The sequence below is a fragment of the Kocuria marina genome, from assembly GCA_014652975.1.
GTDB classification, from domain to species: Bacteria; Actinomycetota; Actinomycetes; order Actinomycetales; family Micrococcaceae; genus Kocuria; species Kocuria marina.
This window is the reverse complement of the sequence record BMZV01000001.1, coordinates 245,527-268,781: the sequence shown is the minus strand read 5'-3', so window position 1 is coordinate 268,781 and position 23,255 is coordinate 245,527. Positions and strand designations below refer to the sequence as shown.

Genomic DNA, 23,255 nt, shown 5'->3' with positions numbered 1-23,255 from the left:
ATGGCCGCTCGGATCATCGTCCCCGCCCGCGTGCGCACGTTCGACGCCCACGGGGAAGTGCGCGCGGGTCCGGACCGGCTCGCGGGGGAGGAACCCCTGGAGATCCGGCTGAACGGGCAACAGTTCACCGTGACCATGCGCACGCCCGGGGACGACTTCGAACTCGTGACGGGGCTGCTGCTGAGCGAGGCCGTGATCACGGAGGTCTCGCACATCGTGAAGATGGACTACCGCTCGGGCGTGGACCAGGACGGGCACCGCACGTACAACGTGGTGGACGTCCGGCTCGCACCGGCGGCCCCGGGGCCGCGCGCGGACGCCCAGCGCCAGGTGTTCACATCCTCGTCGTGCGGGGTGTGTGGCACGCCGTCGTTGGACGGGGTGGTCAAGTCCTCCGCGTACCCCGTGGCGCACCCGCGTCCACTCGTCACCGCGGCGCGGCTCGTGTCCCTGCCGGATGAGTTGCGGGAGCACCAGCGGGTCTTCTCCGCCACGGGCGGGGTGCACGCGGCGGCGCTGTTCCCCGTGGGCCGGGACGAACCCCTCGTGGTCCGGGAGGACGTGGGCCGACACAACGCCGTGGACAAGGTCATCGGGTGGGCGGTGCAGCGAGGACTGCTGCCGCTGCACGAAGCGGTCCTGCAGGTCTCCGCTCGGGCGTCGTTCGAGCTTGTGAGCAAGGCCGCCATGGCCGGGATCCCCGTGCTCTCCGCGGTCAGCGCACCCTCCGCACTCGCCGTGACCCACGGGCGGGAGCGCGGGGTCACGGTCGTGGGGTTCAACCGCAAGGGCCGGTGCAACGTCTACACCCACCCGGAGCGCATCACGGGGGAGTGAACCGGGCCCTGACGATTTGATGGGCACCCGCGCCCTGGGGTACGATGGATGTACCAAAGACCGCCGGTCATCACGCGTGCCCCGGTACGCGCGATCTAAGAGGTTCTCTGAAACGTGAACCGTCCAGCGCAGGTGAACCAGCACGGATTCCGCTCCTCAAAACCGCATCTTCATGCGTGTGATCAGGACGTGGTCTCGAGCCCCGGGCATCTGCGCGGGGCTTTTTTCGTGTCCTCGTACGGGACGCGGGCCGGCACCCACATGTAAGGAAGGAGCACCATGGCGAATCCTGAAAAGGCTGCCGCGGTTGCGGAGTTGAAGGAATTCTTCTCCAACTCGCACGCTGCCGTCCTGACGGAGTACCGCGGTCTCACCGTGGCTCAGCTGAAGACGCTGCGCCGTTCCCTCGGTGAGAACGCCGAATACGCCGTGGTGAAGAACACGCTCACCGCCATCGCGGCTCGCGAGTCCGGTATCGACGCGTTCGAGGGCAAGCTCACGGGCCCCTCGGCCATCGCGTTCGTCTCCGGTGACGCCGTCGAGGCCGCCAAGAGTCTGCGTGACTTCGCCAAGGACAACCCCCAGTTGGTCGTCAAGGGCGGTTACCTGGATGGCGTCGCGATGGACGAGTCCGAGATCAAGAAGCTCGCGGACCTCGAGTCCCGCGAGGTTCTGCTGGCCAAGGTCGCCGGCGCCGCCAAGGCGTCGATGTCCAAGGCTGCTGCGCTGTTCCAGGCCCCGCTGTCCAAGACCGTGCGCACCGCCGAGGCTCTGCGCGCCAAGCTGGACGAACAGGGCGAGAACGCCGCCTGATCCCTTCGGGGACCCGGTTGCGGGGTCCCGGGCGAGCGCCCGGGAAACACCCGTGTTCTTCCCACGCACACCTCGCCGGCGCCACCAGCACCGGCACCACGTACAAGTAAGGAGCCAATACCATGGCTAAGCTGACCACCGAAGAACTCATCGAGGCCTTCAAGGAACTGTCCCTCATCGAGCTGTCCGAGTTCGTGAAGGCGTTCGAGGAGACCTTCGACGTCACCGCTGCCGCCCCCGTGGCCGTGGCCGGTGCCGCTCCCGCCGGCGGCGACGCCGGTGGGGCCGAGGAGGAGAAGACCGAGTTCGACGTCATCCTCGAATCCGCCGGTGACAAGAAGATCCAGGTCATCAAGGAAGTTCGCGGCCTGACCTCCCTGGGCCTGAAGGAAGCCAAGGACCTCGTGGACAGCGCTCCCAAGGCCGTCCTCGAAGGCGCCACCAAGGAAGCCGCTGACAAGGCGAAGGAAGCCCTCGAGGGCGCCGGCGCCTCCGTCACCGTCAAGTGATCCACGGCGCCTCGTGCGCCCGCCGTGTCCCGTGACGTGACCCCCGGGTCCGTCCGGCACGACATCCCCGCGAAACCCCGCACCGATCATCGGTGCGGGGTTTCGCGCATTCCCCGTAGCGGTGTGATGTGCGAAACTGTGTGTGACCATCTGGCCGTCACCGTACGGCGGGAGAGCATGGCGGATCCTCGTGAGCCGGAACCACGTGAACCGGTACCGCGGGCATCGCGCCATCGCCGAAGGAGCAAACCCTCCCCGGGAATCTCTCAGGCACCCGTACCGCCGCACCGGGCCACTCTGAAGAGCTCACCCCTGTCACGGGGAGAGCACCGACGGGGCAGGTCGACGGGCGCGAGTTGCTGCGCCCGCCGGCGAAATCTCTCAGGTTGCGATACAGAGCGGGGAGGACTCACCGGGCCCTCGCGCGCCCACAAGCAGCCCAGGAGACCCTCGTATGTCCTTCCTGTCACGCCACATCGGCCCCGACGCCGATGACATGGCCGTCATGCTCCGCACCGTGGGGGTAGCCAGCCTCGACGAACTGATCGACCGCGCCGTCCCCGAGAGCATCCGTGTCCGGGACGCCCTGGACCTGCCGGAACCCCTCGACGAGCCCGAGGCCCTCGCGGCCCTGCGCTCGATCGCTGCGCGCAACACCGTGATGCGCCAGATGATCGGGCAGGGCTACCACGACACCGTGACGCCCGCCGCGATCCGACGCAACATCCTGGAGAACCCCGGGTTCTACACGTCCTACACGCCGTACCAGCCCGAGATCTCCCAAGGCCGGCTCGAGTTGCTGCTCACGTTCCAGAACGCGGTGATCGACCTCACCGGCCTCGAGGTGGCCAACGCGTCCCTTCTGGACGAGTCCTCCGCCGTGGCCGAGGCCGTGCTCATGATGCGCCGCGCCAACCGCCGATCCAAGAGCCTGCGCGTGCTCGTGGACAGCCGCAGCCTGCCCCAGACCCTCGCCGTGCTCACGGGCCGCACCCGTGCCGCGGGTATCGAGCTTGTCACGGCGGACCTCGGTGATCCCGACGCCGCCGCGCGGGCGGTCTCGGAGGGTGACGTCTTCGGCGTCGTCGTCGCGCAGATCGGTGCGGACGGGGACGTCACGGATCCCACCGCGGTGATCGACGCCGCGCACGAGGCGGGCGCGCTCGTGACCGTGAGCACCGACCTGCTCGCCTTGACCATGCTGCGCAGCCCGGGTGAGCTGGGCGCGGACATCGCGGTCGGTTCGGCCCAGCGCTTCGGGGTGCCCCTGTTCTTCGGGGGCCCGCACGCCGCGTTCATGGCGACCCGCAAGGGTACCGAACGCTCCCTGCCGGGGCGCATCGTGGGGGTGTCCACCGATTCCTCGGGCGCACCCGCGTACCGGCTCGCGCTGCAGACACGCGAGCAGCACATCCGACGCGAGAAGGCGACCTCCAACATCTGCACGGCGCAGGCCCTGCTCGCGATCGTGGCCGCGGCCTACGCGGTGCACCACGGTCCCGTCGCACTGCGCGCCCTCGCCGAGCGGCTGCACGGTCTCGCCACGGAGCTCGCCGCCGGGTTGCGGGAGCGCGGGATCGACGTCGCCCACGAGCGGTTCTTCGACACCGTGACCTTCTCCGCGCCGGGCCGGGCGGACGGCATCGTGGCCGCGGCCGCGGACCGCGGGATCAACCTCCGTCGCATCGACCAGGACACGGTGGGCGTGAGCTTCGGTGAACCCCATACGCAGCGGGACGTCCAGGACGTGCTCACCGCGGTGTCCGAGGCGTGCGGCGCGCGCACCTCGGACTCCGGGGAAGCCGCGAGCGCGGACGCACTGCCGGACGAGTGGCTGCGTACGGACGAGTACATGTCCCACCCGGTCTTCCACACGCACCGCTCCGAGACCTCGCTCATGCGGTGGCTGCGCGAACTCTCCGACAAGGACCTGGCGCTGGACCGCACCATGATCCCGCTGGGCTCGTGCACCATGAAGCTCAACGCGGCGGCGGAGATGGAACCCATCTCGTGGCCCGAGTTCGCGAGTATCCACCCGTTGGCCCCTGCGGATCAGACCCGGGGCTGGACCGAACTGATCGAGCAGTTGCAGACATGGCTCGCGGAGATCACCGGCTACGCGGCGGTGTCCGTGCAGCCCAACGCCGGTTCGCAGGGTGAACTCGCGGGTCTGCTGGCCATCCGGCGGTACCAGCTGGCCCGCGGCGAGGGTCAGCGCAAGACGATCCTCATCCCGTCCTCCGCGCACGGGACCAACGCGGCATCGGCCGTGCTCGCGGACCTCAAGGTCGTGGTCGTGGCGACCGCCGCGGACGGCACGATCGATCAGGCGGACCTCGCGGCCAAGATCGAGGCGGTGGGGGACGAGCTCGCGGGCATCATGGTCACCTACCCCTCGACCCACGGCGTCTACGACACGGACATCACCGAGGTGTGCGCCGCGGTACACGACGCCGGTGGTCAGGTCTACGTGGACGGCGCGAACCTCAACGCGCTCATGGGGCTGGCACGGCCCGGCCGCTTCGGCGGGGACGTCTCCCACCTGAACCTGCACAAGACCTTCTGCATCCCGCACGGCGGCGGCGGGCCCGGTGTGGGTCCCGTGGCCGTGGCCGAACACCTCGTGCCGTACCTGCCGGGCAACCCGGCGGACGCGGACCTGGACGAGCACGGCGCGGGCTTCCCCGTGGCGCAGGCTCCCTACGGTTCCGCGGGGGTTCTGCCCATCACGTGGATGTACATCGCCATGACGGGCGCGCAGGGGCTGACCGAGTCCACGCGCACCGCGGTGCTCGGGGCCAACTACATCTCCCGCGCGCTCGCGGACGTGTTCCCCACGCTGTACACCGGGGACGGCGGGCTCGTGGCCCACGAGTGCATCCTGGACCTGCGGCCCATGACCAAGGCCTCCGGCGTCACGGCCGAGGACGTGTGCAAGCGCCTCGTGGACTTCGGATTCCACGCGCCCACGCTCGCGTTCCCGGTCGCCGGGACCCTGATGGTCGAGCCCACCGAGTCCGAGGGCCTCGAGGAGCAGGACCGGTTCATCGCCGCGATGCGCACGATCCACGCGGAGATGCAGGAGATCGCGGACGGCACCGTGTCCCTCGAGGACTCCGTGATCCGCAACGCCCCGCACACCGCCCAAGTGCTCACCGCGGACGAGTGGCAGCGCGCCTACCCGCGCTCGCAGGCCGCCTACCCGGTCGCGTCCCTGCGCCGGGTCAAGTACTGGCCCCCCGTGGGCCGGATCGACAACGCCGCGGGGGACCGCAACCTCGTGTGCGAGTGCCCGCCCATCGAGGCGTTCGACGCCGCGTACAACACCGCAGCAGTAGCACAGGGGGAGACTCGATGAGCGAGCAGCACACCGCACTGTACGAGGCCCACGAGCGGTTGGGGGCGCGGTTCACCGACTTCGGTGGCTGGACCATGCCCGTGCGCTACGCGAGCGACACCGCCGAGCACCACGCGGTGCGCCGCGGCGCCGGGATCTTCGACCTGTCCCACATGGGGGAGGTCTCGGTCTCGGGTCCGCAGGCCGGCGCGTTCCTGGACTACGCCCTCGTGGGTGTGCTCTCCGGGCTCACGGTGGGCCGCGCCAAGTACTCGATCATCGTGGACGAACAGGGCAGGATCCTGGACGACCTCATTACCTACCGTACGGACGAGGACGAGTACCTCGTGGTGCCGAACGCGGGCAACCAGGAGACGGTCGTGCGTGCGCTCCAGGAGCGCGCCCAGGGCTTCGACGTGCGCGTCACGGACAACGGTCCGGCGACGTCGCTGATCGCCGTCCAGGGTCCGCGCGCCCTCGAGGTGCTCGAGGCCACGCGTTTGGAACCGGCCGAGGACGTCGCCGCGCTGAAGTACTACGCGTGCGTGCGCGCACGCTGCGCGGACGTGGCCGTGCTCGTGGCCCGCACCGGGTACACGGGCGAGGACGGTTTCGAACTGTACTGCGACAACCAGGACGCGCCCGTGTTGTGGGACGCGCTCCTGGCGACCGCGGCCGAGCTCGGCACGGAGGAGGCCCCCGTGGGAGCGGCGGGTCTCGCGGCGCGCGACTCCCTGCGGCTCGAGGCCGGGATGCCGCTGTACGGTCACGAACTGTCCACGGAGATCACCCCGGTCGAAGCGGGACTCGGCAAGCTCGTGGAGATCGCCCTGCGCAAGAAGGCGGAGGCCGGCACCACCACGGTCGGCGAGGAGGTGCTCGCGGCGATGCTGGAAGGCACGCCCGAACGCACCCTCATCGGTCTGGAGGGCCTGGGTCGCAAACCCGTGCGCGCGGGCTACACCGTGCACGTGGGGGAGCGCACCGTGGGTGAGGTCACGAGCGGGCTGCCCTCGCCCACGCTGGGCAAGCCGGTGGCCATGGCGCTCGTGGCCACGGACGCCGTCGACGGGATCGACGCCGGTGAGGTGAGCGTCCAGGACGCACGCGGGCGCGCCGTGGAGGTCACGCGCACCGCTCTGCCCTTCTACAAGCGGTCCTGAAGGATGGTGTGGGGAGCGGGCCGCCCGGAGTAGTCTTCCAGGCAGGCCCGCTCCGCCGTGCACGTTCCGAGGACCGCGCGGGCCGGTGAGGGTCCCGCCCCGTGTGATCGGGGCGGGACGGACAAGGAGAACGCCGTGTTCCTGCGCAACGTCGCCCCCGGGATCCACATGATCCAGAACCACAACGTGAACTGCTACGTCCTGGAGGACTCGGACGGCCTCACGGTCGTGGACGCCGGTCTGCCCAGGGTATGGAACGAACTCGGGTGGGCCGTGCGCGAACTCGGCCACGCCCCCGAGGACATCAAAGCGCTCGTGCTGACCCACGCACACTTCGACCACGTGGGGGTCGCCGCGAAACTCGTGGACCGGCTCGGGATCCCCGTGTACGCCCACCAGCGGGACAAGCACCTCGCGGCACACCCTTACAGCTACGCGCACGAGAACCCCACGGCCGTCTACCCGCTGCGTCACCCGCGCGCCGTGCCGATCCTCGCGTCCATGATCGCCGGTGGCGCCGCGATGGTGCGGGGCGTGACCGTGACCCGCGAGCTGACCGCGGGGGAGACCGTCCCCGTCCCGGGCCGCCCGCGGGTCGTGTTCACCGCGGGCCACACGTACGGGCACTGCGCGCTGTACGTCCCCACAGCGGACGCCGTGATATCGGGGGACGCGCTCGTGACCCTGGACCCCTACTCGGGTCTCACGGGCCCCCGCATCGTGGCCCGCGCCGCCACCGCGGACAGCGCGATGGCCGTGGAATCCCTCGCCGCACTCGAGGTCACGGGAGCCACCCTGGTGCTGCCCGGACACGGCGACCCGTGGCGTGAAGGCGTGGGACGCGCCGTCGAACTGGCCCGGGAGAACGGGGTCGCCTGAGGGGGCGCCGCCCGAGGGGCGGGCATCTTACGGCCCGGACGGGATTTCGTCCAGCACCGGTGTGGACAAACGGGCGCAGTTCGCCTAAGCTAGTACTTTGCGTTGTCCCTTATGCATGCGTGCCTTCATATAGCGGTGGGCGCCGCAGGGGCGGTTGTCGACGAGCATCGAAAACCGGCCCCTTTTTCTCTCCCCGGGAACCTCGCGTATTCACTGCATGTCTGTGGAAGGATCACATCTTGGTCGCCTCGAGCACCGATACGAACGTCTCCGCCAACCACCCCACGAGTGATAACACTCCTCGCCGCGTTTCCTTCGCGAAGATCCACGAACCGCTGGACGTCCCCAACCTGCTTGCTCTGCAGACCGACAGCTTCGATCGGCTGGTCGGCAACGAGCGCTGGCAGGCACGCGTGGTCGAAGCCCAGGAGACGGGTGACACCAGCGTTCCCACGACCTCCGGTCTGTCCGACATCTTCGAGGAGATCTCCCCGATCGAGGACTTCCAGGGCACCATGTCCCTGTCCTTCTCCGAGCCGGAGTTCTACGACCCCAAGTACACAATGGTCGAGTGCAAGGACCGCGACGCGACCTTCTCGGCCCCGCTGTACGTCAAGGCCGAGTTCATGAACAACAACACGGGCGAGATCAAGCAGCAGACCGTGTTCATGGGTGACTTCCCCCTGATGACCGACAAGGGCACGTTCGTGATCAACGGCTCCGAGCGCGTCGTCGTCTCCCAGCTCGTGCGTTCCCCGGGTGCCTACTTCGAGAAGGGCCAGGACCGCACGTCCGACAAGGACATCTACTCCGCCAAGATCATCCCGTCCCGCGGTGCGTGGTTCGAGCTCGAGATCGACAAGCGCGATCAGGTGGGTGTGCGCCTGGACCGCAAGCGCAAGCAGTCCGTGACCGTGCTGCTCAAGGCGCTGGGCTGGACCGAGTCCAAGATCCTCGAGGAGTTCGGCGAGTTCGACTCCATCCGCGCGACGCTGGAGAAGGACACCACGGAGACCCGCGAGGAGGCGCTGCTGGACATCTACCGCAAGTTGCGCCCGGGGGAGCCGCCCACGGTGGACGCCGCCCAGTCCCTGCTGGACAACATGTACTTCAACCCCAAGCGCTACGACCTCGCCAAGGTGGGCCGCTACAAGCTCAACCGCAAGCTCGGTCTGGACAAGCCGTTCACGGACTCGGACGCCTCGGTGCTGTCCCTCGACGACATCGTCGCCATGATTCGCTACCTCGTGACCCTGCACGACGGCGGCTCCACCATGCCCGGTACGCGTGACGGCGAGGCCCGTGAGATCCACGTGGACGTGGACGACATCGACCACTTCGGCAACCGTCGCATCCGCGCGGTGGGCGAGCTGATCGAGAACCAGATCCGCACGGGTCTGTCCCGCATGGAGCGCGTGGTGCGCGAGCGGATGACCACCCAGGACGTCGAGGCGATCACGCCGCAGACCCTGATCAACATCCGCCCGGTCGTGGCCGCGATCAAGGAGTTCTTCGGGACCTCCCAGCTGTCGCAGTTCATGGACCAGAACAACCCGCTCGCGGGCCTCACGCACAAGCGTCGTCTATCCGCGCTGGGTCCCGGTGGCCTCTCCCGCGATCGCGCGGGCATGGAGGTCCGTGACGTGCACCCCTCGCACTACGGCCGCATGTGCCCGATCGAGACGCCGGAAGGCTCGAACATCGGTCTGATCGGTTCGCTCGCGACCTACGCGCGGATCAACCCGTTCGGTTTCATCGAGACGCCCTACCGCCGCGTCGTGGACGGCACCGTAACCAACGACGTCGTCTACCTCACCGCGGACGACGAGCGCGGGCTCACCATTGCGCAGGCCAACGCCCCGTTGACCGACGACGGTCGCTTCGCCGAGGATGCCGTCCTCGCGCGTGCCTCCGACGGCTCGGGTGAAGCGGTGCTCGTGGCCCCCACGGACATCGAGTTCATGGACGTGTCCCCGCGCCAGATGGTGTCGGTGGCCACCGCCCTGATCCCGTACCTCGAACACGACGACGCCAACCGCGCGCTCATGGGCGCCAACATGCAGCGTCAGGCCGTGCCGCTGCTCACGTCCGAGGCGCCGCTCGTGGGCACCGGTATGGAGCGCTACGCCGCCCTGGACGCCGGCGACTCGGTGCTGGCCACCAAGTCCGGCGTGGTCGAGGAAGTCTCCGCGGACCTCGTGACCGTCCTGAACGACGACGGCACCACCAAGCTCTACCCGATCAACAAGTTCGTGCGCTCGAACCCGGGCAACACGTACAACCAGCGCGTGATCGTCTCCGAGGGCGACCGCGTGGAGCCCCGCACCGTGATCGCGGACGGGCCCTCCACCGACCACGGTGAACTCGCACTGGGCAAGAACCTGCTGATCGCGTACATGTCCTGGGAAGGCCTCAACTACGAGGACGCCATCATCCTGTCCCAGCGCATGGTCTCCGAGGACGTCCTGACGTCCATCCACATCGAGGAGCACGAGATCGACGCCCGCGACACCAAGCTCGGTGCCGAGGAGATCACCCGTGACATCCCCAACGTGTCGGAAGAGGTGCTCTCCGCCCTGGACGAGCGAGGCATCATCCACATCGGTGCCGAGGTCCAGGCCGGTGACATCCTCGTGGGTAAGGTCACGCCCAAGGGCGAGACCGAACTGACCCCGGAGGAGCGGCTGCTGCGCGCGATCTTCGGTGAGAAGTCCCGCGAGGTCCGTGACACCTCCCTCAAGGTGCCCCACGGCGAGTCCGGCACCGTGATCGGTGTGCGCGTGTTCGACCGCGACGACGAGGACGACGACCTCCCGGCCGGCGTCAACCAGGTCGTGCGCGTGTACGTGGCGCAGAAGCGCAAGATCACGGACGGCGACAAGCTCGCCGGTCGTCACGGCAACAAGGGCGTTATCTCCAAGATCCTGCCCATCGAGGACATGCCGTTCATGGAGGACGGCACCCCCGTGGACGTGATCCTGAACCCGCTGGGCGTGCCCGGTCGTATGAACCTGGGCCAGGTGCTCGAGGTCCACACCGGCTGGCTCGCCAAGCAGGGCTGGAACATCGAGGGCGATCCCGAGTGGCTGCACGGTCTGAGCAACTTCCCGAAGTCCACCGGTCCCACTAACGTGGCCACCCCGGTGTTCGACGGCGCTCGCGAGGACGAGATCTTCGACCTGCTGGACCACACCAACCCCACGCGGGACGGTGACCGCTTGATCGGGCGTTCCGGCAAGGCCAAGCTCTACGACGGCCGTTCCGGTCAGCCGTTCCCGGACCCCGTGTCCGTGGGCTACCAGTACATCTTGAAGCTCCACCACCTGGTGGACGACAAGATCCACGCGCGCTCCACCGGCCCGTACTCCATGATCACCCAGCAGCCGCTGGGCGGTAAGGCGCAGTTCGGTGGTCAGCGTTTCGGTGAGATGGAGGTGTGGGCGCTCGAGGCGTACGGCGCGGCCTACACCCTGCAGGAACTGCTCACCGTCAAGTCGGACGATGTCCACGGCCGCGTCAAGGTGTACGAGGCGATCGTCAAGGGCGAGAACATCCCTGAACCGGGTGTGCCCGAATCCTTCAAGGTGCTCATCAAGGAAATGCAGTCCCTGTGCCTGAACGTGGAGGTCCTCTCCGCGGACGGTAACGCGGTGGAAATGCGTGATTCCGAGGACGACAGCTTCCGGGCTGCGGACGAACTCGGTATCGACCTCTCCCACTCCGAGCCCAGCTCGGTCGAAGAGGTCTGAGACCCCTTTCGTTCATCGATCAGCCCGAACACACTTCAGGATTTTAGAAAGAGGGACAGGACCTTATGTCCAACGATTCTTCACTGGGCCTCATGCGTATCGGCCTCGCGACCGCGGATCAGATCCGCGGCTGGTCCTACGGCGAGGTCAAGAAGCCCGAGACCATCAACTACCGCACGCTCAAGCCTGAGAAGGACGGCTTGTTCTGCGAGAAGATCTTCGGCCCCACCCGGGACTGGGAGTGCTACTGCGGTAAGTACAAGCGTGTGCGCTACAAGGGCATCATCTGCGAGCGCTGCGGCGTGGAGGTCACGCGCGCCAAGGTGCGTCGTGAGCGGATGGGTCACATCGAGCTCGCCGCTCCCGTGACCCACATCTGGTACTTCAAGGGCGTGCCCTCGCGCTTGGGATACCTGCTGGACCTCGCCCCGAAGGACCTCGAAAAGGTCATCTACTTCGCGGCGTACATGATCACGTCCGTGGACGAGCAGGCCCGTCACGACGACCTGCCCAACCTGCAGGCCGCGATCGACCGTGAGAAGAAGCAGCTCGAGGACACCCGCGACGCGGACATCAACGCGATCGCCCGTGACCTCGAGAACGATCTCGCGCGCGTCGAGGAAGAGGGTGGCAAGGCCGCCGAGAAGCGCAAGCTGCGCGACTCCGCGGACCGCCAGATGGCAAACGTGCGCAAGCGCGCCGATCGCGAGATCGACTACCTCGAGAAGGTCTGGGACCGCTTCAAGAACCTCAAGGTCAACGACCTCGAGGGCGACGAGGCCCTGTACCGCCAGATGGTGGACCGCTACGGCATGTACTTCGAGGGCTCCATGGGCGCCGAGTCCATCAAGAAGCGCCTCGAGACCTTCGATCTCGCTGCCGAGGCCGAGGCCCTGCGCGAGACCATCGCCACGGGCAAGGGCCAGCGCAAGACGCGTGCGCTCAAGCGCCTCAAGGTTGTCAACGCGTTCCTGACCACGGACAACTCGCCGCTCGGCATGGTCCTGGACGCCGTCCCGGTCATCCCGCCGGAACTGCGCCCCATGGTCCAGCTGGACGGCGGCCGCTTCGCGACGTCCGATCTCAACGACCTCTACCGTCGTGTGATCAACCGCAACAACCGCCTCAAGCGGCTGTTGGACCTCGGTGCCCCCGAGATCATCGTGAACAACGAGAAGCGCATGCTCCAGGAGGCCGTGGACTCGCTGTTCGACAACGGCCGCCGCGGTCGCCCGGTCACGGGCCCCGGCAACCGTGCGTTGAAGTCGCTGTCCGACATGCTCAAGGGCAAGCAGGGCCGCTTCCGTCAGAACCTGCTGGGCAAACGCGTGGACTACTCCGGTCGTTCCGTGATCGTGGTGGGCCCGCAGCTCAAGCTGCACCAGTGCGGGCTGCCCAAGCAGATGGCGTTGGAGCTGTTCAAGCCCTTCGTGATGAAGCGCCTCGTGGACCTCAACCACGCGCAGAACATCAAGTCCGCCAAGCGGATGGTGGAGCGCTACCGCCCGCAGGTGTGGGACGTGCTGGAAGAGGTCATCACGGAGCACCCCGTGCTGCTCAACCGCGCACCGACCCTGCACCGTCTGGGCATCCAGGCGTTCGAGCCGCAGCTCGTGGAGGGCAAGGCCATCCAGCTGCACCCGCTCGTGTGCGGCGCGTTCAACGCCGACTTCGACGGTGACCAGATGGCCGTGCACCTGCCGCTGTCTCCGGAGGCGCAGGCCGAGGCGCGTGTGCTGATGCTGTCCTCGAACAACATCCTCAAGCCCTCGGACGGCAAGCCGATCGCCCTGCCCTCGCAGGACATGATCATCGGCCTCTACCACCTCACCACCGTGCGTGAGGGTTGGGCCGGGGAGGGCAACAGCTACTCCTCAGTGGCCGAGGCCATCATGGCCGCGGACTCCGGTGAGCTGCACCTGAACTCGCGCTGCAAGATCGAGCTCGAGGACTTCGTGCCGTACGCCGGGTGGGAAGCGCCCGAGGGCTGGGAGCAAGGTCAGCCCGCCGTCGTGGAGACCACGCTCGGTCGCGTGCTGTTCAACGAGACGCTGCCTGCCGACTACCCGTGGGACGAGAACGTCGCGGACAAGAAGCACCTGTCCGCGCTCGTGAACGACCTCGCAGAGCGTTACCCCATGACCCAGGTGGCCAAGACCTTGGACAACCTCAAGGACGCCGGCTTCCACTGGGCCTCCCGCTCGGGTGTCACCGTGGCCATCTCGGACATCGCCACCCCGCCGGAGAAGCCCGCCATCATGGAGGGCTACGAGGCGCAGGCCGCGCGGATCCAGGGCCAGTACGACAAGGGTCTGATCGACGACGACGAGCGCCGCTCCGAGCTCATCGACATCTGGTCCAAGGCCACCGACGAGGTCGCCGAGGCCATGCGCAACAACCTGACCGCCGGGAACACGATCAACCGGATGGTCTCCTCCGGTGCACGTGGTAACTGGATGCAGGTGCGTCAGATCGCGGGTATCCGTGGTCTGGTGGCAAACCCCAAGGGCGAGATCATGCCCCGACCGATCAAGTCCTCCTACCGTGAGGGCCTGTCCGTGTTGGAGTACTTCATCGCGACCCACGGTGCGCGTAAGGGCCTCGCGGACACCGCTCTGCGTACCGCCAACTCGGGTTACCTGACCCGTCGTCTGGTGGACGTCTCGCAGGACGTGATCGTGCGAGAGTCCGATTGCCAGACGGTGCGCGGGTTGACCCTGCCGCTCGCGGACATCACCGACACCGGTGTGCGCACGCTGCACGAGGACATCGAGAACACGGTGCACGGCCGCGTGCTGGCCAGCGCCGTGGCGGACGAGAACGACGAAGTGCTTGCCGAGGCGGGCGCGGACATGTCCGACGCCATGATCAACAAGCTCTACAACGCCGGTGTGGACCAGGTGCGCGTGCGCTCGGTCCTCACGTGCGAGTCCGCCGTGGGCGTGTGCGCCGCGTGCTACGGTCGTTCGCTGGCCACCAACCAGTTGGTGGACATCGGCGAGGCCGTGGGCATCGTGGCCGCCCAGTCCATCGGTGAGCCCGGTACCCAGCTGACCATGCGTACGTTCCACACCGGTGGTGTGGCGTCCTCGGACGGTGACATCACGCAGGGTCTGCCCCGTATCCAGGAGCTGTTCGAGGCCCGCACGCCCAAGGGTGTGGCCCCAATCTCCGAGGTGGCTGGCCGAATCCGCATCGAGGACACGGACAAGTCGCTGAAGATCGTGGTGGTCCCGGACAACGGTGACGAGGAGTTCGCCTACCCAGTGCTGCGCCGCGCCAAGCTGCTCGTCGCGGACGGCGATCACGTGGAGGTCGGTCAGCAGCTCGTGACCGGAGCCGTGGACCCCAAGGAGGTACTGCGTATCCGCGGTCCTCGCGAGGCGCAGAAGCACCTCGTGGATGAGGTCCAGGGCGTGTACCGCTCCCAGGGCGTGGGCATCCACGACAAGCACGTGGAGGTCATCGTGCGCCAGATGCTGCGGCGCGTGACCATCATCGAGTCCGGCGACACCTCGTTGCTGCCGGGTGAGCTGGTGGACAACGTGCGCTTCCTCGAGGCCAACCGCGCCGCGGTGGCGGAGGGCAAGCGTCCCGCGGCCGGGCGTCCGGAGCTCATGGGCATCACCAAGGCCTCCCTGGCCACGGACTCGTGGCTGTCCGCCGCGTCCTTCCAGGAGACCACCCGTGTGCTCACGCAGGCCGCCATGGAGGGCAAGTCGGATCCGCTGCTGGGTCTGAAGGAGAACGTGATCATCGGTAAGCTCATCCCCGCCGGTACCGGTCTGGAGCGGTACAACAGCGTGGACGTGGAGCCCACCGAGGAGGCCAAGGCCTCCATGTTCACGGATCCCTCCGCGTTCACCGATTTCAGCTACGCCGAGGAGAACGCCGGGGGGCTCGGTTCCGAGTTCCATGCGATCCCCCTGGACGACTACGATTTCGGCGGTCACTGAGCCGAGTAGGCGTGTGATCTGAGAGCCCGGGTGGGCTTCCCTTCGGGGAGGGCCACCCGGGCTCTCGCGTACCCGGACCCGTTCCGGACGACGGCGCGGTACCCGGCCACCGCGCCCCGGTTGCGACCGACCCGAACGCGTTCGTCCCGGTCGCGGCCACCCTCGCCGCGGCTTCGTGCCGGGAGAGGCACGGCCGCGGGGTCGTAGGCTGAAGCGGGCAAGGATCCCGCGGTTCGGCTTTCGCGGGAGCCATGAACGGAGGCGAAGCATGGCCAACTCGGCGTCCGGTGAATCACTGATCACCCGGTTCGATCGCGTCCTGGACGCGTTCGGCCCCGCACGTCCCGAGCTGACCTTCCGCGAGATCTGCGCGGCCACCGGATTGCCATCCTCCACGGTGCACCGGATCCTGGGGGACATGAAGCGCGCGAGGTGGCTCGAGTCCGGTTCCGCGCAGACCTACCGGGTGGGGACCCGGTTGTGGGAGCTCGCGTCCCGCGCGGCATCCGCCGAGAACCTCGCAGCGGTCGCGATCCCGTTCATGTCGGACGTGCACGCGGTGCTGCGCCAACACGTGCACGTGGGGGTGATCGAGGGCCACGACGTCCTGTTCGCCGAGCGGATCGCCGCGAGTGACTCGGCGGTCCCACTGCGCTCGATCGTCGCCGGACGCCTTCCACTGCACCGCTCGGCCACGGGTCTCGCCCTGTTGTGCCACTGTTCGGACGAGTTCATCGCGCAGTACCATGACGCCGCCGCGGCGCGGGCGGTCGCGGATGAACCGGGCGGTGCCCTCGTGGGCAGGGAACGCTTCGCGGCGGACCTGCGGGTCTTCGCGCAGCGCGGTTATGCGATCCAGCGCGAACGCATCGACGAGGGCAGTGGGGGAGTGGCGGTCCCACTCAAGGTCCCCCCGGGGCACCGCGCGGCGGCCCTAGGAGCGGTGCTGCCCCTGAGCGACATGCGGGATCCGGACGTCTCGGCCATCGTGCAAACGTTACGGGTTGCCGGCCACGGGATCTCCCGTGCCCTGGGGGCATTCTGACAACCTCTTGTGGGTGATCTTCGCGGGAAACCCCTCCGCCCAAGGCGCAACGGGGAGCCTCGTACCGGCCGCAGCGATGTCGTACCCCGCGTCACAGACGCGGCCCCCGTCCCATTGAACGGAATCAATGAGATACGCGCCATATGGCTCCAACATAATGTGACCCACGACGTGCGCAAGGAGGACACATGCTCGAGGAGCGAACGATCATCGACACCCAGGTGGCCATCGTGGGGGCGGGGCCCGCCGGACTGATGCTCTCCCACCTGTTGTACCGGGCCGGGATCGACAACGTGGTCGTGGAGAAACGCAGCCACGACGAGATCGCCAATACCCACCGTGCGGGCATCCTCGAAGCGGGGACCGTGCAGATGCTCGCCGAGACCGGCGTGGACGGGCGCGTGCTGTCGCACGGCCACGAGCACGAGGGCACCGTGCTGCGCTTCGAGGGCGAGAGCCGTCGCATCGACTTCCAAAAGCTCGTGGGTCAGTCCGTGTGGCTGTACCCCCAGAACGAGGTATTCGCGGATCTTGCGGCGGCGCGCGAGCGCGACGGCGGTGACGTGCGCTGGGAAGTCACGGACACCGAGGTCCGGGACCTGACCACGGAGCAGCCCACGGTGCTGTGCACCACCAAGGAGGGCGAGAAGCTCGAGATCCGTAGCCGCCTGCTCGTGGGCGCGGACGGTTCCAAGGGCATCTGCAAGCGTCAGATCCCGCAGGACGTGCGCACGGACAATTTCATCGAGTACCCGTTCGCGTGGTTCGGGATCCTGTGCGAAGCGCCGCCGTCGGCCCCCGAGCTGATCTACGCGAACTCGCAGTACGGTTTCGCGTTGATCTCGCAGCGCAGCGACACCGTGCAGCGCATGTACTTCCAGTGCGACCCCAACGAGAACGTGGACGACTGGGACGACGAGCGGATCTGGACCGAGTTGCAGCGGCGCATCGACGGCCCGGACGGGTTGCAGCTGCAGCGCGGGCCCATCTTCGACAAAACCGTGCTGCCGTTCCGCTCGTACGTGTGCGAGCCCCTGCGCTACGGGAACATGTTCCTGGTGGGGGACGCCGGGCACACCGTGCCGCCCACGGGCGCCAAGGGTCTGAACCTCGCGTTCTGCGACGTGCGGGTGCTCGCGCCGGCGATCATTGAGTTCTTCGGTTCCGGTGACGAGCGCGGGTTGGCCGGGTACTCCGCCAAGGCCCTGGACCGGATCTGGAAGGCCCAGAACTTCTCGTACTGGGTCACCAACCTGATGCACGTCCAGCCGGGGGAGAACCCCTTCAACATGAAGCGCCGCCGGGGCGAGTTCGAGACCGTCACGAACTCCACGTACGGCTCGGGCTACTTCGCCGAGTCATACACCGGCTGGCAGGACCGCACCTGAGCACACCGGACCCAGACTCCGATCCACTCACCCAAGGAGATGATCATGACCACCGAGAACGACGACACCTTCGACCCGCCGTACGTCAAGGGCGCGGACGACGCCGCCGACACCCAGAACCAGCTCAACGACGAGATGGCCGCCATCAGCAAGCAGTACGAGAAGGCCGGCACGGATGAGACCCAGCCTCGTCTGGACTACGCCCCGTACCGCAGCTCGATCCTGCGTCACCCCACCAAGGACCCCCGTCACGCGGACCCGGAGACCATCGAGCTCTACGCGCCGGCCTTCGGCCAGCGGGACGTGCACGCGCTGGAGTCGGATCTGACAATCCAGGACGGCGGCGAGCCCATCGGTGAGCGGATCCGGATCTCCGGGCGCATCCTGGACGGCGACGGCCGCCCCGTGCGCAACCAGCTCGTGGAGATCTGGCAGGCCAACGCCGCCGGTCGCTACATCCACAAGCGCGATCAGCACCCGGCCCCGATCGACCCGAACTTCACGGGCGTGGGCCGCTGTCTGACGGGTGACGACGGTTCCTACTCGTTCATCACCATCAAGCCGGGCCCGTACCCGTGGAAGAACCACCTCAACGCGTGGCGCCCCGCGCACGTGCACTTCTCGCTGTTCGGCACGGACTTCACGCAGCGCATGATCACCCAGATGTACTTCCCGGGTGACCCGCTGTTCGCGTTGGACCCCATCTACCAGTCGATCGTGGACCCCAAGGCGCGCGAGCGTCTCGTGGCGGACTACGACCACGACATCTCCGAGCACGAATGGCTGCTCGGCTACCGCTGGGACATCGTGCTGAGCGGTTCGAACCGAACCTGGACGGAGGACGACAGCAATGTCTGAGAACACTGAGCGCCTGGTGCCCACCCCGGGCCAGACCATCGGACCCTTCTACGGCTACGCGCTGCCCTACGAGGGCGGGGAGTTCCTCGTGGATCGTTCGCACCCGAACGCCGTGCGCCTGCACGGCACGGTGTATGACGGCCACGGCACGCCGGTTCCGGACTCCATGCTCGAGATCTGGCAGGCGGACGAGAACGGCCAGGTCTCGCAGGAGCCCGGTTCGCTCAAGCGGGACGGCTACACCTTCACCGGTTTCGGCCGCGTGGCGGTGGACAACGTGGGGCACTACGACTTCACCACGGTCAACCCCGGCCCTACCGAGGACGGCAAGGCCCCGTTCATCTGCCTCACGGTGTTCGCGCGCGGTCTGCTGAACCGCCTGTTCACCCGTGTGTACCTCCCCGAGGATACGGACGCACTGACCAACGATCCGCTGCTGTCCTCGCTGTCCGAGGCCGAACGCGCCACGATGATCGCAGAGCGTCAGTCGGACGGCTCGTTGCACTTCGACGTGCACCTGCAGGGGGACCGCGAGACCGTGTTCTTGGCCTACCCGGGGATCTGATGATCTTCACCGGTCTTCTCACTCCGGGGAGCCACCGAGCCGCAGAGCTCGCCGACGACCGTGCCGTGGCCCGCGCGATCCTCCGTGTGGAGGACGCGTGGGTCGCGGCCCAGTCGCGGTCCGGGCTCGTTGCGCCCGACGCCGCTCGGGCGGCCCACGCCGCAGCTGAAAGCGTGGCGCTCGACGAAGCGGCCCTGAACGACCTCGCGGTCGCGTCCGAGGGCGGAGGCAATCCCGTGATCCCCCTGCTCGCGGCCTACCGTGCAGCGGTCACCGAGGAGAACGACGCGCCGATTAGTGCGGTGCACGCCTCGCTGACCAGCCAGGACGTCATGGACACGGCCCTCGCGCTGGTGATGCGTGACGTCCGCTCGAGCATCCTCGCGCACCTCGCCCGCACGGGGGACGCTCTCGCTCGCATCGTGGCTGAGCACCGCGACACCGTGATGGTCGGACGGACCCTCACCCAGCACGCACTCCCCATTTCTTTCGGTCTCAAGGCCGCCTCGTGGCTCGCAGCGGTCGACGACGCCGTGGACGCCGTGCTCGCCGCACGGCTTCCCGTGTCGTACGGCGGGGCGTCCGGGAGCCTGGCCGCCACGATGGCCCGCTGCTCCGACGGCGCAACGTCGGAGCAGACCTTCGGGCGGGTCACCGATTTGCTGGGCCACTGGGCGGACGAGCTCGGCCTGGAGCTGCCGAACGGTGTGTGGCACACCGACCGCGTGCCGGTGCTGCGGGTCGCGAGCGGCTACGCGCAGACCACCGCCGCACTGGCCCGCATGGCCAACGACGTCCTCATGATGTCCCGGCCGGAGGTGGGGGAGCTGCGCGAACCCACCGCGGAGGGACGAGGTGTTTCCTCGGCCATGCCGCAGAAGCAGAACCCCGTGCTGAGCGTGCTGCTCAAGCGCACGGGCATCGCGGCCCCGGGGCTGCTGTCCCAGGTGTTCGCGGGTGCGAGCGCCGCGGACGACGAACGCCCGGACGGCGGCTGGCATGCCGAATGGGCCGCGTTGCGCGAGCTCGCGGTACTGGCGACCGCGGCGTCGTCGCACGCTGCCGAGCTGGCCGGGGGGCTCACGGTGGACACCGAGCGCATGGCGCAGAACCTCGAGCGCGCGGGAACGGGCGTGATGGCGGAACGGCTGAGCGCGGCACTCGCGCCGGTGCTGAGCGAGCGCGAGGTCAAGAACGCGAAGCAGCGCGTGCAGGCCGCGGTGCGCGCCGAGCCGTGGGACGCGGACGCGCTCGCGAGCGCCCTGGCGCGGGAGATCGCGGCGGAAGAGGACCCGACTCTGCCCGAGGGAGTGTCCGTCGGGGATCCGCAGTCCGTGACCCGCTGGGTCCGGAGCCTGCTGGACCCGCGCGGTTACCTGGGCGCGTCGGGCGAACTGTGTGACCGGGCCGTGGCCCGGCACGAGGAAAGGACGACGGCATGACGGTTCCCGCACCGGGACTCGTGGAATTCACCCGACCGCAGGACCTCGCGGAGGGTGCGCCCCTCGTGGTGCTCGGCCCCGCACTGGGCACCTCGGTCACCCATCTCTACGCGGCCGTGGCCCCGCTGCTGGCCGAGCGGTTCCACGTGATCGGCTGGGACCTTCCGGGCCACGGGGTCAGCGATCCCGCGCAGGAATTCACGCTCGGAGAACTCGCCCGCGCCGTGGCGGACGCCGTCACCGAGCACACCGGTGCGCGGTCGTGGCACATGGCGGGGACCTCGATCGGGGGAGCGGCGGTGCAGCAATTGCTCGCCCAGGATCCCGAGCGGGTGGCGTCCGCGGCGTTGATCGCCACGAGCAACTACTTCCCGGACCCGCGGATGTGGCGCGAGCGCGCCGAGCTCGTCGCGAGTGCCGGCACACCCACCCAGGTGATCGAGTGTGCCAAGGCGTGGTTCGCCCCCGATTTCCTGGCCGAGCACTCGGAACGCGGGACCCCGTTGCTGCACGACCTGCAGGGGACGGACCGGTTCAGTTACGCCGCGGCCTGCCGTGCGCTGGGTGGTTTCGACCTGCGGGAGCGCACGCGCCCAGCGTCCGTCCCCACCGCAGTCGTGGCCGGTGCGCAGGACGCCATGGTGGGGCCCGACGTCGCCCAGGGTCTCGCGGACGCGCTGCACGCGCGCTGCGAGGTCGTTGACGACGCCGCCCACCTCGTACCTGTGGCCGCACCCGAGCTCGTGGCCCACACGATCGCGGAGCTCGTGGCGGCCGCGCGCTGACGCGGTCCACGCGCGCTCGATCGATCCGCGGCACCCGCGGGGAGCCGCAAGCGCACGAGACACGGATTCACGGGACGCGGCATGACGGGCCACGACCTCGGGAACGACGACACGAACCAGCACGAGACCAGGAACGAGGAACAGACATGAACCCACGCTCGCAACGCACCGAAGCACAGGCTCTGCAGGACGGGATGACCGTGCGCCGGGAGGTGCTCTCGGACGCCCACGTGGACCGCGCGGAGTCCGGCAAGACCGAGTTCACGGAGGACTTCCAGGACTTCATCTCGCGCTACGCGTGGGGTGAGATCTGGACCCGGCCCGGCCTGGACCGCCGGATGCGCAGCGCGTGCGTGTTGACCGCGCTGATCGCCGCCGGTCACTGGGAGGAGTTCGAGATGCACGTCAAGGCGGCGTTGCGCAACGGGCTGAGCACGGACGAGATCAAGGAGATCCTGCTGCAGTCCGCGATCTACCTCTCCGTCCCGTCCGCCAACAACGCGTTCAAGCACGCGCAGAAGGCGCTGTCGGAGTACTCGGGTTGACCGGAGTTGTTCGCCATGCGAACAAGTGTTCACATGGCGAGCACCGCGCTCTAGACTGAACACATGCAACGCGGTGACCGGACACCCGAGCCCGGCGCCGCCCCGGCCGCGGCCGGGTGAGCTACCACGGTGAGGATCCCCATGAACCACGCATACGTCTACGACGCCATCCGTACCCCGTTCGGGAAGGTGGGTGGCGCGCTCGCGAGCCACCGTCCCGACGACCTCGCGGCCCTCGTGGTGCGCACGCTCGTGGAACGCGCACCCGAGCTGGACCCCGCCACGATCGACGAGGTCTACTTAGGCAATGCCAACGGCGCCGGTGAGGAGAACCGCAACGTGGCGCGCATGGCCACGCTGCTCGCGGGTCTGCCCGTGTCCGTTCCCGGCTCCACGATCAACCGGTTGTGCGGTTCGTCCCTGGACGCCGCGATGATGGGCTCCCGTCAGATCGAGGTGGGGGAAGGGGACCTGCTGCTCGTGGGCGGCGTCGAGTCCATGTCCCGCGCGCCGTGGGTGCTGCCCAAGACCGAGCGGCCCTACCCCATGCAGAACCTCGAGCTCGCCAACACGACCCTGGGCTGGCGCCTCGTGAACCCGGACATGCCGAGTGAGTGGACGGTGTCCCTCGGTGAGGCCACCGAGCAGTTGCGCGAGAAGCACGGCATCTCGCGCGAGGACCAGGACGCGTTCGCGGCCAACTCCCACCAGCTCGCGGCCAAGGCGTGGGACGAGGGCAAGTACGACGACATCACGGTCAGCGTGGCCCCCAACACCAAGAAGGGCGTGGAGCTCACCCGGGACGAAACCGTGCGCGGGGACTCCACCCCGGAGACGCTCGCCGGTCTGCGCACCGTGTTCCGCAGCGGTGACAACGCGACCGTCACCGCCGGTAACTCCTCTCCCATGAACGACGGCGCGTCCGCCGTGTGGCTCGGCAGCGAGCGCGGTGCGCAGCTGCTCGGTCGCGAGCCCATCGCCCGTATCGCCGGCCGCGGTGCCGCCGCCAACGAACCACAGTTCTTCGGTGAGGCGCCCGTGGAGGCGGCCAACATCGCCGTGCGCCGCGCGGGGATCACGTGGGACGACGTTGCCGCCGTGGAACTCAACGAGGCCTTCGCCGCGCAGTCGCTCGCGTGCCTGCGCCAGTGGGGTGTGGACCAGAGCATCGTCAACCAGTGGGGCGGGGCCATCGCGATCGGCCACCCGCTCGGCGCCTCCGGGACCCGCGTGTTGGGGACCCTGGCCCGCCGGTTGCAGGAGAGCGGGCAGCGCTGGGGTGTGGCCAGCCTGTGCATCGGCGTGGGGCAGGGCCTCGCGGTGGTGCTCGAGAACGAGAACGCCCAGGGCTGAGACCCCTCCAACCTTTTCGAGAAAGGCACAC

The 23,255-nt window shown here is 68.3% G+C and carries 16 protein-coding genes and 1 riboswitch; all 16 genes read left to right on the top strand.

Annotated features, from left to right (window positions below; translation table 11 throughout):
* The 16 genes from fdhD to IE157_RS01235 all read left to right on the top strand — a co-directional run bounded on the left by fdhD (position 1) and on the right by IE157_RS01235 (position 23,224).
* Positions 1-837 carry a formate dehydrogenase accessory sulfurtransferase FdhD gene (fdhD, locus tag IE157_RS01310; RefSeq protein ID WP_064845229.1) on the top strand — a complete coding sequence of 279 codons (837 nt, stop codon included), beginning with the start codon at positions 1-3 and terminating at the stop codon, positions 835-837.
* Between the two features lie 279 nt (positions 838-1,116).
* The gene (rplJ, locus tag IE157_RS01305; protein ID WP_035959878.1) at positions 1,117-1,650 is read left to right on the top strand and encodes a 50S ribosomal protein L10; all 534 of its coding nucleotides are present in this window, start codon (positions 1,117-1,119) and stop codon (positions 1,648-1,650) included.
* A 122-nt stretch (positions 1,651-1,772) separates the two neighbouring features.
* A complete protein-coding gene (gene rplL, locus IE157_RS01300; RefSeq protein ID WP_035959869.1) occupies positions 1,773-2,159 on the top strand; it encodes a 50S ribosomal protein L7/L12 in 387 nt (128 codons plus the stop codon).
* Between the two features lie 158 nt (positions 2,160-2,317).
* A riboswitch (glycine riboswitch) is annotated at positions 2,318-2,451 on the top strand.
* A gap of 162 nt (positions 2,452-2,613) precedes the next feature.
* Entirely contained in the window at positions 2,614-5,517 is a 2,904-nt protein-coding gene (gene gcvP, locus IE157_RS01295) for an aminomethyl-transferring glycine dehydrogenase (protein ID WP_193518901.1), read from the top strand.
* The gene (gene gcvT, locus IE157_RS01290; protein WP_193518900.1) at positions 5,514-6,659 is read left to right on the top strand and encodes a glycine cleavage system aminomethyltransferase GcvT; all 1,146 of its coding nucleotides are present in this window, start codon (positions 5,514-5,516) and stop codon (positions 6,657-6,659) included. The genes gcvP and gcvT overlap by 4 nt, the downstream gene beginning before the upstream one ends.
* A 135-nt stretch (positions 6,660-6,794) precedes the next feature.
* Positions 6,795-7,538 (top strand): MBL fold metallo-hydrolase, encoded by a 744-nt coding sequence (locus IE157_RS01285; protein WP_193518899.1) that lies wholly within the window; start codon positions 6,795-6,797, stop codon positions 7,536-7,538.
* A gap of 239 nt (positions 7,539-7,777) precedes the next feature.
* On the top strand, positions 7,778-11,287 hold the full coding sequence (gene rpoB / locus IE157_RS01280; protein ID WP_131332461.1) for a DNA-directed RNA polymerase subunit beta: 3,510 nt from the start codon (positions 7,778-7,780) through the stop codon (positions 11,285-11,287).
* A 65-nt stretch (positions 11,288-11,352) separates the two neighbouring features.
* On the top strand, positions 11,353-15,243 hold the full coding sequence (locus IE157_RS01275) for a DNA-directed RNA polymerase subunit beta' (RefSeq protein WP_193518898.1): 3,891 nt from the start codon (positions 11,353-11,355) through the stop codon (positions 15,241-15,243).
* Between the two features lie 268 nt (positions 15,244-15,511).
* Complete coding sequence (locus IE157_RS01270; protein WP_064845223.1) at positions 15,512-16,288, top strand: IclR family transcriptional regulator; 777 nt, start codon at positions 15,512-15,514, stop codon at positions 16,286-16,288.
* Between the two features lie 188 nt (positions 16,289-16,476).
* Entirely contained in the window at positions 16,477-17,676 is a 1,200-nt protein-coding gene (locus IE157_RS01265; RefSeq protein ID WP_193518897.1) for a 4-hydroxybenzoate 3-monooxygenase, read from the top strand.
* Positions 17,677-17,721: 45 nt separating this feature from the next.
* Positions 17,722-18,534 (top strand): protocatechuate 3,4-dioxygenase subunit beta, encoded by an 813-nt coding sequence (gene pcaH, locus IE157_RS01260; RefSeq protein WP_193518896.1) that lies wholly within the window; start codon positions 17,722-17,724, stop codon positions 18,532-18,534.
* Positions 18,527-19,099, top strand: a complete 573-nt coding sequence (gene pcaG / locus IE157_RS01255) for a protocatechuate 3,4-dioxygenase subunit alpha (protein WP_064845221.1) — start codon at positions 18,527-18,529, stop codon at positions 19,097-19,099. The genes pcaH and pcaG overlap by 8 nt, the downstream gene beginning before the upstream one ends.
* Positions 19,099-20,541 (top strand): lyase family protein, encoded by a 1,443-nt coding sequence (locus IE157_RS01250; RefSeq protein WP_193518895.1) that lies wholly within the window; start codon positions 19,099-19,101, stop codon positions 20,539-20,541. The genes pcaG and IE157_RS01250 overlap by 1 nt, the downstream gene beginning before the upstream one ends.
* On the top strand, positions 20,538-21,326 hold the full coding sequence (locus tag IE157_RS01245; RefSeq protein ID WP_144998327.1) for an alpha/beta fold hydrolase: 789 nt from the start codon (positions 20,538-20,540) through the stop codon (positions 21,324-21,326). Before IE157_RS01250 ends, IE157_RS01245 begins: the two co-directional genes overlap by 4 nt.
* 146 nt (positions 21,327-21,472) lie before the next feature.
* A complete protein-coding gene (locus tag IE157_RS01240) occupies positions 21,473-21,871 on the top strand; it encodes a carboxymuconolactone decarboxylase family protein (RefSeq protein ID WP_064845218.1) in 399 nt (132 codons plus the stop codon).
* Between the two features lie 141 nt (positions 21,872-22,012).
* Positions 22,013-23,224 (top strand): thiolase family protein, encoded by a 1,212-nt coding sequence (locus IE157_RS01235; RefSeq protein WP_193518894.1) that lies wholly within the window; start codon positions 22,013-22,015, stop codon positions 23,222-23,224.
* Positions 23,225-23,255 lie beyond the last annotated feature (31 nt).